Raw genomic sequence first — 9624 nt, forward strand, 5'->3', positions numbered from 1 at the left:
TCTTTTCCCGCTCCTTCTGCGGAATCGGTTGCTCGGACCGGCACACGAGGATGTCCGGCGCGATCCCGATCGACTGCAATTCCTTGACCGAATGCTGCGCCCCCAATACAAGGGCCGTGCGACCCGAAATTCCCAAGTCCATGAACACCTCCCGGATGGTGGCCCCGTCACAGCAAGGATGGCAGCAACAGGATGATTTCCGGCACCAGCGCCAGCACCGCGATGACCACGACGAAGATCGCGATGAAGGGCAGCACCGATCGGTAGACGGCCTGTATCGGAATGCCGTCGGACGCGCCCTGCAACGAGAACAGGGTGTAGCCAAAGGGCGGCGTGATCCCCCCGATGGACATGTTGATCAGAAAGATCGTCCAGAACCAGATCGGGTCGAACCCCAGCGCGCCGATCATCGGCTGGTAGATCGGCACCAGCATGATCATCAGCGCGATCTGGTCGATGAACATGCACAGGACGAACGGAAGGATCTGCAACAGGATGAACATCAAGACCAGCGGCAGCGCCAGTTCGGTGACGAGGTTGACCAGTTCGAACGTCGCGCCGGTAAAGTTCAGCAGCTGGCTGAAAGAGACCGACGAGACCATGATGATCATGATCATCGCGGTGATCTGCGCGGTCGACCGCAGAGCCTCGATCAGCGACGGGATGCGCAGGTTGCCGAAGATCGCGCAGATGATCGCCGCGGCCACGCAGCCGCTGGCGGCTGCCTCCGTCGGGGTGGCGACCCCGCCTAGGATCAGGCCGAGGATCGTGACTATGATCAGCAGGAAAGGCGCGGCGCGAAGGGCGGCCCGGCCCCTTTCGCGCCACGGCCTGTCGGCGCTTTCGCTCAAGGGCGCGACATCGGGATTCATCAGTCCCCGCACCATCGTGTAGAGCAGAAAGGCGGACGCCAGCAATATGCCCGGCAGAATTCCCGCAACGAGCAGCGCCGAGATGGAAACCTTCGACAGGATACCCAGCACCACCGCCATCACCGACGGCGGGATGATGGGCGCGAGGCTCGCACCGGCAAGGATCGTGCCCATGGACAGGTTGCGATCGTAGTTCCGCTCCCGCATCTCCGGCAGGAGCGACGACCCCATCATCGCGGCCACGGCCATGGCCGAGCCCGAAAGCGCGCCGAAAACCGTGGAAAGCGCAATACTGACCGCGTAGAGCCGTGCCCGGAAATTCCCGACCAGCGCGTCAACCGCATCGAAGATGATGCGCACCGAGCCGGAGCGGAACAGCAACTCCCCCAGAAGGACGAAGAGCGGTATCGCCGCCAGGGAAATGCTGGTGGAGGTGTTGAACATCGAGTTCACCACCAACAGCACCCCCTTGATGTCGCCCGTCAGCAGGTAAAGCCCGCCGATGTTGAGCAAAAGGAAGGACAGGAAGATCGGCAGCCCCATGAGAAAAAGGGCCAGGAGCATCACGAAGACGCTACTGAGGATCAGGTACCACTCCAACTGCGCCCTCCTTGATTGCCAGCGGGGTCGCCCGGCCCGAAGCTCGCGGCAAGATGGCGCGCGAAATACAGCGCCGAGCTGCCCAGCCCGTAGACGAGCGGCACGAACACGGCCCATTTCGGGATCGGCGTGACCGAGACGATCATGACCCCCGACGATATCTGCCGTGCGGCCTCGGCGCCGCCAATCCATGCGCAGACGGCGCAGACCAGCAAACCGATCGTGTAATTGATCCGCTGCATCACCACCGACACGCGGGACGGCACCGCCGAAACGACGAAGTCCATGGAGGCATGGCCCGATTTCCATGTCAGGTGGGGCACGGCGAGAAAGGTGATGAGCCCGAAGGCCACCGCGGCGGTGTCCGGCGCCCAGTCGGAGGGCGCGGACAGAACGTAACGGCCAAAGACCTCGCCGGCCGTCACGAGCGTCAGGTAAAGCACCGCGAAGGTCGCGGCCCAGAATGTCGCGCGGGTAAGCGCATCATGCAGCTGGCAGAGGCGTTTCATTCGGGCACCGGCCATGAATCCGGCATGCGGACCGGCCCCGGCCCGCATGCCTGTTGGTCAAGTTACTCGGCCGTCAGGCCCTTTTCGACGGCGAGATCATGGAACGCCTCACCGTCTTCGCCGGCCTTTGCCTCGACCTGCTTCCAGATACCGGCCGCAAAGATCGCATTCACCTCGCTGGCGGTTTCCTCGCCGAACTGGGTGTGCGCGAGCCCGGCCTCCTGCATGGCCTTGTCTTCCTTTTCCCAAAGCTGCTCGAAATGTTTGCGCCCCTCGACCTCAAGCTCCTTGGCCGTCTCGATCACCAGCGCCTGCTGCTCTTCGCTCAGCCCGTTCCATGTATCGAGGTTCATGAACATCGTCAGGTTGGTCACGCCGAAGGTGGGGCGCGTCATGTAGTCGGCCACCTCGTACCACTTGTAGTCCATGGCGCCAAAAACCGGCCACGCGGCGCCGTCGACGACACCGCGCTCCAGCGCGGAATAGATCTCGGAGGCCGGAAGCGTGACGACGGACCCGCCGAGTTCCTGCACGAGATCATGGTACGTGCCAGAGGCGCGGATCTTGCGCCCCTTCAGCGCGCCGTCCTCCCCGATCGGCTCGCGGAGCATGACATGATAGCCCGACGCAGCCGAGAAAACGCCGATGAGCTTGAGGTTGCGCTTCTTGTAATGGGCGTCGATCACGTCGTAGATTCCGCTTTCGCGCCGCGCCTTGGGATCATCGGTCACCGCATCCATGCCGAAGGCCATGGCGGTTTCCCCAAGGTGATAGGCACCGTGCGTGAAGAGCATGTCGAACAGCCCGGCCGAAACGGGCTGCAGCTGCTCGAAGGGCGAAACCGTTTCAGGGCCGCGCATGTCGATCTCGAACTCGCCGCCCGATTTCTTTTCCAGCCGTTCGGCGAACCCCTGCGCGAAGACCGGAACGGCGTTGTAGCTTTCGTCCCAGCTCGACAACATTGTCAGCGTTTCCGCCTGTGCCGACACAGCACCTGCAGCCATCAGTGCGGCAGCGCAAATGCTCTTTTTGAATACGTTCATGTCTCTACTCCTCCCATCGCTTGGCGGGAACGGTGCCGAACGGCGATCCGCGCACCCCGCCGGACCGCTTCAAAACAAGCCGCGAATGCGTGGTCTGTAAAGCGAAATACCCCCGAGTTAATTCCGCACATCGGAATTCTTTTCTGGACAGCGGGCGAAACTTCGCGCTTTGCGGATCGCCGGCCCTCCTCCGGGCTGGCCGCCCCAGCTGGAAATGCGCGGGCGACAGTTAACACGCGTCAACGACGCCTGCAGCCGGGGCCATTATCCTTGCCGTGTCTGCCCCGGCTTCGCGCCATTGGCTGCTCAGGGCCGGGGCCTGATTGGGAGGAGACTATCATGAAACATGACGTGACATCGTCGCGGGCGCCGCGTGAAGACCAATCGCCCGCGTCGGAATCGCGGCGCGGGTTCCTGAAACTGGCGGCGCTGACCGGCGCTGTCGTTTCGGCATCCGGGCACCGGGTCCTGGCCGACGGGGATATCGGCTTTTTCGCCAAGGATCTTTCCGACGAGAAGCTCGTCCACATGTACCGCACGATCCTGCGCATCCGCTGGCACGAGCGCACGCAGGCCGACCAGATGCTCACCAACCCCGACTACCGCGGGTACAATCACTTCTACGCCGGGCAGGAGGCGGTCGCGACCGGGATCTGCGCGGCGCTGAGAAACGAAGGACCGTTCGACCAGATCGACCTTGTCTATTCCACGCACCGGCCATCGGGGCATGCCATCGCCAAGGGCGTGGACATTCCCAGAATGGTGGCCGAGATGGATTTCCGTGCCACGGGTCTGAACGGCGGCTACGGGGCTGAAATGCACATCTCCGACCCTTCCGTCGGCTTCGTCGGCGCCGACGGGATGATCGGCCCGGGCCACGTGACCGCCACCGGCTCCGCATTCGCGTTCCGGGCGCGTGGCAGCGATCAGGTCGCCGTCGTGTTCGGCGGCGACGGGACCTACGCAACGCCACAGTTCCACTCGGCGCTCAACAACGCCAAGCTTCTGGATCTGCCGTTCATCTACGTGTTGGAAAACAACCTTTATCACCAGTACGCGCACTATTCCCATTCCTGCCCGCACCAGGACATCGCCGAGGCCGCCGCCGCCTACGGCATCGCCACCGAGGTCGTCGACGGGCAGGACGTGATACAGGTCTACAACGCCGCAAGGGCCGCGGTCGACCGCGCCCGCGGGGGCGGCGGGCCGACCTTCATCGAGGCCAAGACGTACCGCTACTACAACCACTGGGGCGCCCCCGGGGCCAAGGCGGGTGAACTGGGCGCGTTCGGCTACGATCCGCTGGCGATCACGTCGTTCCGCCCCGAGCGCGAGGTCCGCGCCTGGATGCAGCGCGACCCGGTCGACATCTCGCGCAACATTCTCGTGGACTGGGGCGTTCTGGACGAGGACCGCGCCTTCGAGATCGAGGACGAGGTCAAGACCGAGATCGAGGGCGCATTCGAATGGGCCCTGAGCCAGCCGCTGTGCAAACCCGAGGACGGCCTGAGGCACGTGTTCGCCCAAGGCACCGTCGCCGCGCGGCAATTTGGCTGACAGCCCCACCTGAAAGGATTTGGAAATGGTACAGAAAAGCTGGATGTACTCGGTCCTGGAGGCCGTGCAGCACGAGATGCAGCAGGATCCGGCCATGACATGGATCTTCGAGTTGACACCGCCGGTGGCATCGAACCCCGGCAGACCGGTCATCAACCTGGAAACGGAGTTCGGCCGAAAGCGCGTGGTCAATACCGGCATCGACGAATACTGGATGTCGGCCATGGTTCTCGGCGCTGGCCTCGCCGGATCGAAATCGGCCACCTACATCCCCTACCAGGGCGCGTTGATGCCCTTCGAGCTGATCCAGAACTATGCCGGCAAGATGCGCCACAAGACGGGCGGCGCTGCCAGCCTGCCGGTGGTCTGGATCATCGAGATGACCGGCCAGACCCCCGGCTTCGCGCAACAGCACTCCTGCTACGAGGAGGACAGCTATTACATGCACATCCCCGGCGTGCGCACGGTGATCCCGTCCACGCCCTACGACGCCAAGGGAATGATGCACGCCGCCCTGCGCTCGCCCGACCCGGTGGTCTACCTCTATCCCGCGGGCCTGCGCACCCTGACCGAGGAGGTGCCGGACGCGCCCTTCGAGGTGCCGCTCGACAAGGCGGCGGTGCGGCAGGAGGGCAGCGACCTTACCATCGTCAGCTCCGGCGCGGGCATGCCCGGCGTGCTGGAGGCCGCCGCGACACTAACGGGCGAGGGCATGAGCGTCGAGGTGATCGACCTGCGCGCCCTCAAGGAGATGGACACCGAAACCATCGTCAATTCGGTGGCCAAGACCAAGCGTTTGCTCACGGTCGACCAGTCCTACTACACGCTCGGACCTGGCGCAGAGGTGGTGGCGCGGGCGGCCGAGAACGTCGAGGGCGCCAAGTTCAAGCGCGTGGCCTTTCCCGATGCGCCGCCGCCGGCGTCACCGGAGATGTTCACGTGGATGCGGCCGAATGCCGACGGCATCGCGGGGGCGGCCCGTGCCCTTGTCTGACAGTAGCACCGCCAGCAAGCCGGCCGGGCACGTGACCTGCACCAGCTGCGCCGGCGGCAGTCTCAGACCTGACCGGGCGAACACGGCGCTGTGGCGCGGGTCGGAACTGATCGTGATCGAGAACATCCCGGCGCTGGTCTGCCAGACCTGCGGCGAGCGGTATTTCGAGGACGAAACCGCGCTCGTGCTGGACCGGATGCGCGGCCGGCAGGGCGGGGATGGCCCGCCGGCCCGCGTGCTGTCTGTGCCGGTCTTTCCCTATGCCCCGCCAAGCGATGCAACGGAGGAGGAGACATGAGAAAACCATTTCCGGGCGCCGTGGTGCTGGCCCTCTCGGGGGCTGTTCTCTGGGCGGCCGAGGATCAGTACGGCTTCATGCCCGATGGCGGCCGTGCCATCCTGCTCCGGCTGGCCGAGGGGATGGAGGCCGACGCGCTGCGCGACCTGCTGTCGCGCGAGGCTGCAGCGGCTGACTGGGCCGAATGGGCGCGCGCGCGCGACCCGGAACTGGACGAGACCGCTGCCCGGACACTGGCGGGATATGCCGAACTCAACCTGCCTGTCGATGGCACGCTCGACGGCATGTCCGCACAAGAGATGGCGGGCAGGCTGCCGCGGGACGGCAAGGACCTGGCCGTGGCGCAATGCCAGTTCTGCCACTCCCTGTTCTCGGGCTATTTGATGCACGACCGGGACAAGGCGGGCTGGGAAAGCACGTTCAAGGCGCCGTTCCATACCGAGATCCCGATGAGCGCCATCGAGCGCGAGACATTCGCCGGGTACTCGGCGCTCAACATGCCGCTGGCTTTCGAGGAGGTGCCGCCGGAGCTGAGGTTCTGACCGCGCGCCGCTAGGAAACGAGGTTGAAATGCAGCTGAAATCCTTTCCACTTGGGGTTCTGACGGCCGCGGCCGTCATGCTGGGCGCCATCGCCATCGCGCAGGAAGACGACATCTTTTCGTTCATTCCCGATGGCGGGCGCACGCTGTTGCAGGACGTGCAGGACCGGGGCATTCCGGCCGGGCTCGAAACGGCGATCCGCACGGAAAGCGGCGATGCGGAATTCTGGCGCGCACGGCTGGAAACGGCGGCAGAAACCTCGGCCTCGGTCGCCGGGCTGGACGGCTGGCAGCGAGATACGCTTGCCCAGTACCTCGCCGCGCGCGCCCCCATCGAGCCGGCGGCCGAGCTCCCGCGCGACGGCCGCGACATGGCGCTGGCGCTCTGCCAGTCCTGCCACATCATCACGGTGGTTGTGACGCAGGACCGCACGCGCGAGGCGTGGCTCGGCACGATGAACTCGCCCAGCCACATCGAAATAGAGACGACGCCGCGGGAACGCGAGTTGCTGGCCGAATATCTCGTTCTCAATGCCGGTATCCCGATCGACGCCATCCCGCCGGCATTGCGCGCCGGGGGTGCCTCGTACTGACCGGGGGGCGGTGACCGGCAACGGGGCCAGATCATGCTGTTCACATCGCCTGAATTCCTGATCCTGCTGCCGGTTGCCGTCCTTGTGTACTGGGGGCTGCCCGTGCGGTGGCGCCTGCCCTTTCTGCTTCTAGCCAGCCTCGGTTTCTATGCCAGCTTCGGGGCGGACAACCTCGCCTATCTCGGGACTGTCGCGGCGATCGCCCTCATCGCGGGGCGCGGCCTGCTGAACCCGGCACGGGCTTGGCGCCTGTCCATGCTCTGGGCCGGGGTGCTCGCCATTCTGGCGCTGATGGCGGCGCTGAAATACTACGACCCCGTTGCGCGCGCGGTGGACTGGCTGCCGTCGCTGGGCCTTGCCGCGCCGGCGGGGTTTTCCTTTTACGCCTTCACCGCCATCGCCCTGCTTGTCGACCGGTACCGCGCGCCCGCGACCACCGCGGCCAGCGCGCAACAGGAGGTGCTCTTCCTGGCGTGGTTCCCCAAGCTGCTCGCCGGCCCGATAGAACGTGTCGCCACCTTCCGCAACGAGCTGCTCCGGAAGGCCCCGATGACGCCGGTCCAGTTCGCCTTCGGCGCGCAGCTGTTTCTTTGGGGGCTGGTCAAGAAAGTCGTGGTGGCCGACAATCTCGCCCCCTTCGTGGACCGCACCTACGCCATCCCCGGCTATGCCGTGCCGATGGAGTTGATCATCGCGACCTATTTCTTCGCTTTCCAGATCTACTGCGATTTCTCGGGGTATACCGACATGGCGCGTGGTGCCTCGCGGCTGTTCGGCATCCGCCTGTCCGAGAATTTCCGCCGTGCCTATTTCGCGCGGTCCATCGGGGAATTCTGGGCCAGACGATGGCACATCACCCTGTCGAACTGGTTCCGGGATCTCGTGTACAAGCCGCTTCTGGGCAGCTCACGCTCCGGCTGGCGGATGTATCCCGCGCTCTTGATCGTGTTTCTGGCCAGCGGGATCTGGCATGCCGGGCTGGGATACGGCATCGGGCTGGGGTTTCTTGTCTGGGGCGCGATGAACGGAGGCTACCTGCTGGTCGAACGGGCGCTCAGCCCCGCCCGCCACGCGGTCCGCGCACGGCTGGAGGGCACCTTGGCAGGGCGCGTTCACGGCCTCGTCGCGACCCTCGTGGTGTTCCATCTGGTGCTGGTCAGCTGGATTTTCTTCCGCGCGGGTGACCTGCATGACGGGATCACGGTGTTCGGCCGCATCTGGACGACGCTGCCCCAGCTGCCGGAGCTGGTCGCCCGCTACCCGTTCACGTCGGAACATGCCTTTCTCGGCACCCTGATCCTCGGCCTCCTCGCGGCCGAATGGATCATGGAACGTGAAAGCATGAGGCGTCGGCTCCGGCGCGCGCCCCGCGCGCTTCGCTGGGGCCTCGTCTATGCCGGGCTGTTCGCCCTCCTGCTGCTTGGCCGGTGGCAGGGCGAGTCGTTCGTCTACATGCAGTTCTGAAGGAACCGCCGATGGAAATTTCCGCTCGCCCCGTCCGCCCCCTGCCCCGTCGCCTGATCGCCGGGTTCGTCGCGCTGTTTCTGACGCTGTACGCGGGCGCGGCGGGCGTGGCGGAGGTGACAGTCGGCCGCGCGGGGCAGGACACCGCCTTCCAGAAGCTGCTGGCATTGCGCGGGCAAAGCATCGACTGGCTGGTTCTCGGCACCTCCCACGCGTTGCCGCTGGCCTATGGCGACGTGCCGGGCCGTCTTCGACAGGACACCGGCCAGTCGATGGCCGTTCTGGCCGAAGTCGGCGCCGGCCCGGTCTACAACAGGCTCGTCTTCGCGCAGGCATTGAGGGACACCACGCCCCGGCATCTGCTTTACGTCGTCGACAGCTTTGCCTTTGCCGCGCCCCGGTGGAACGAGGACAGGATCGGCGACCGAAAACTGCTGCGCCAGACACCGCTGCGCGTGTCGACCGCCACGATCCTTGCCCGGGCCGTTCAGCGCGGCGACGCCCGCGCCGGCGCGCTGGCCGACTACCTGACCGCGTTTTCCAAGCTCAACCCGTCCGACCGATTTGCACGGTCGGGATGGCGCGGCGCAGCGGATTTCGACCGCGAGGCGCGCCTGTCACGCCACGCCGTCGCCAGCCGGATCGACTATCTGTATCCCGAAGGCGCGGAACGCTCGCCAAGACGCACCTATCTGGACACGCTTGAGCACATCCTGCGCACGGCCCGTTCCGCCGGTTTGCGCGTAACCGTCATGAAGCTGCCGCTGCCCGAGGCGTTTCGCGCCGCCCTGCCCGCCGAGGCCGCGTTCGACACCGCGTTGCGCGCGCGCCTCGACCCGCTGGACATTCCGTATCACGATCTTGGCGCGGAATTGCCGGAAGCGCGCTACTACTTCGACACCGATCACCTCAACCGCGCCGGGATCGAGGCGCTGTATACCCGGCACCTGCGCGGGCTGCTCGCCACGCCAGCCCGGCCTTGACCAGCGTTAATGAGACCGGGGACGCCCGCGGCTAGCCTTGTGCGCGATCACGAGGGAAAGGCGCGAGGCCGTAATGCGGGTGTGGCGAAACGGATATCGGCCGACGGGTCCGGCCGGCGCGCGCCCCCCCGGCGGGCCTGGCTCACCCCCAACGTTCGCCCAGCTGGCCC

The 9624-nt window shown here is 65.6% G+C and carries 10 protein-coding genes and 1 pseudogene; 7 read left to right on the plus strand and 4 right to left on the minus strand.

All coding sequences use genetic code 11. The annotated features are described in order from the left end of the window. From ACH13J_RS17610 to dctP, 4 genes and pseudogenes are all read right to left on the minus strand, one after another. Positions 1–97 (minus strand): annotated as a pseudogene (locus ACH13J_RS17610) (hypothetical protein); the annotation flags it as partial. A gap of 70 nt (positions 98–167) precedes the next feature. Next, complete coding sequence (locus tag ACH13J_RS17615; RefSeq protein WP_397544659.1) at positions 168–1472, minus strand: TRAP transporter large permease subunit; 1305 nt, start codon at positions 1470–1472, stop codon at positions 168–170. Continuing rightward, the gene (locus ACH13J_RS17620) at positions 1457–1981 is read right to left on the minus strand and encodes a TRAP transporter small permease subunit (protein WP_397544660.1); all 525 of its coding nucleotides are present in this window, start codon (positions 1979–1981) and stop codon (positions 1457–1459) included. The genes ACH13J_RS17615 and ACH13J_RS17620 overlap by 16 nt, the downstream gene beginning before the upstream one ends. 62 nt (positions 1982–2043) lie before the next feature. Then, on the minus strand, positions 2044–3024 hold the full coding sequence (dctP, locus tag ACH13J_RS17625) for a TRAP transporter substrate-binding protein DctP (RefSeq protein ID WP_397544661.1): 981 nt from the start codon (positions 3022–3024) through the stop codon (positions 2044–2046). A gap of 339 nt (positions 3025–3363) precedes the next feature. Between dctP and ACH13J_RS17630 the strand changes: the two genes are divergently transcribed. The 7 genes from ACH13J_RS17630 to ACH13J_RS17660 are packed head-to-tail and all read left to right on the plus strand — an operon-like array spanning position 3364 to position 9454. Next, positions 3364–4581, plus strand: a complete 1218-nt coding sequence (locus ACH13J_RS17630) for a thiamine pyrophosphate-dependent enzyme (RefSeq protein ID WP_397544662.1) — start codon at positions 3364–3366, stop codon at positions 4579–4581. A 25-nt stretch (positions 4582–4606) separates the two neighbouring features. Further along, positions 4607–5575 (plus strand): transketolase C-terminal domain-containing protein, encoded by a 969-nt coding sequence (locus ACH13J_RS17635; protein WP_397544663.1) that lies wholly within the window; start codon positions 4607–4609, stop codon positions 5573–5575. Beyond that, on the plus strand, positions 5568–5873 hold the full coding sequence (locus tag ACH13J_RS17640; protein WP_397544664.1) for a type II toxin-antitoxin system MqsA family antitoxin: 306 nt from the start codon (positions 5568–5570) through the stop codon (positions 5871–5873). Before ACH13J_RS17635 ends, ACH13J_RS17640 begins: the two co-directional genes overlap by 8 nt. After that, complete coding sequence (locus tag ACH13J_RS17645) at positions 5870–6415, plus strand: hypothetical protein (RefSeq protein WP_397544665.1); 546 nt, start codon at positions 5870–5872, stop codon at positions 6413–6415. The genes ACH13J_RS17640 and ACH13J_RS17645 overlap by 4 nt, the downstream gene beginning before the upstream one ends. 28 nt (positions 6416–6443) lie before the next feature. After that, positions 6444–7007 carry a hypothetical protein gene (locus ACH13J_RS17650; RefSeq protein ID WP_397544666.1) on the plus strand — a complete coding sequence of 188 codons (564 nt, stop codon included), beginning with the start codon at positions 6444–6446 and terminating at the stop codon, positions 7005–7007. 33 nt (positions 7008–7040) lie between these two features. After that, positions 7041–8471 (plus strand): MBOAT family O-acyltransferase, encoded by a 1431-nt coding sequence (locus ACH13J_RS17655; protein ID WP_397544667.1) that lies wholly within the window; start codon positions 7041–7043, stop codon positions 8469–8471. A gap of 11 nt (positions 8472–8482) precedes the next feature. Continuing rightward, positions 8483–9454, plus strand: coding sequence for a hypothetical protein (locus ACH13J_RS17660; protein WP_397544668.1), 972 nt, complete (start codon positions 8483–8485; stop codon positions 9452–9454). Positions 9455–9624 lie beyond the last annotated feature (170 nt).

It is taken from the genome of Roseovarius salis (genome assembly GCF_044472985.1).
GTDB lineage: Bacteria > Pseudomonadota > Alphaproteobacteria > Rhodobacterales > Rhodobacteraceae > Roseovarius > Roseovarius salis.